Raw genomic sequence first — 924 nt, 5'->3', positions numbered from 1 at the left:
TCGCGGTGGCAGGAGGCGAGCAGCTCGGAGCGGTCCTCGGTGGCGGACCAGACCGGGCCGACGGTGTGGATCACATGCCCGGCGTCGAGCCGCCCGGCGGTGGTGGCCACGGCGCGGCCGGTGGGCAGGCCCTTGCCGTAGTGGGAGGCGCGCAGGCGCCGGCAGTCGGCGAGGATGTCGGGCCCGCCGCGCCGGTGGATGGCGCCGTCGACGCCCCCGCCGCCCAGCAGCGAGGAGTTGGCGGCGTTCACGATGGCGTCGGCGTGCTGGGCGGTGATGTCGCCCTGGACGAGCGTGATGGCGACGGTCACGACTGGCTCCTGAGCCGCTTCCACACGGCCTTCGCGGCGTTGTGCCCGGACATGCCGTGCACTCCGGGGCCCGGCGGGGTCGCGGACGAACAGATGAAGACGGCGGGGTGCTGGGTGGCGTACGGGAAGAGGGAGAGCTTGGGGCGCAGCAGGAGCTGCAGTCCGCTGGCCGCGCCGCAGGCGATGTCGCCGCCCACGTAGTTGGCGTTGTGCGCGGCGAGCTGGGGCGGGCCCGCGGTGGCGCGCGCGAGCACACGGTCGCGGAAGCCGGGGGCGAAACGCTCCAGCTGACGCTCGATGACGTCGGTCAGGTCGCCGTCCCAGCCGTTCGGGACGTGGCCGTACGCCCAGAAGACGTGCTTGCCCTCCGGGGCGCGGGAGGGGTCGACGACGCTGGGCTGCGTGGTGATCAGGAACGGCGCGTCCGGGGCGCGCCCCTCCCGGGAGGCGGCGCGCAGGGCCGCGCCGATCTCCTCGCTGCCCGCCCCGACCTGCACGGTCCCGGCGGAGCGGGGGGCCTCGGCGGTCCAGGGGACGGGGCCGTCGAGGGCGTAGTCGACCTTGAAGACGCTCGCGCCGTACCGATACCCGTCGTAGGCGTGGCCGAGGCCGG

Annotated in this window: 2 pseudogenes; both read right to left on the bottom strand. The window is 75.3% G+C overall.

The features are described from left to right. Positions 1 to 311, bottom strand: a pseudogene (locus AOK22_RS42990) (macro domain-containing protein); the annotation flags it as partial. Next, positions 308 to 924, bottom strand: a pseudogene (locus AOK22_RS26315) (NAD(P)/FAD-dependent oxidoreductase); the annotation flags it as partial. The pseudogenes AOK22_RS42990 and AOK22_RS26315, both read right to left, overlap by 4 nt.

Origin of the sequence: Streptomyces silaceus, assembly GCF_001419745.1 — a bacterium.
In the GTDB taxonomy this organism is placed as follows: domain Bacteria; phylum Actinomycetota; class Actinomycetes; order Streptomycetales; family Streptomycetaceae; genus Streptomyces; species Streptomyces silaceus.
Note: the sequence above shows the minus strand (reverse complement) of the source record. Positions and strands in the feature narration are given on the sequence as shown.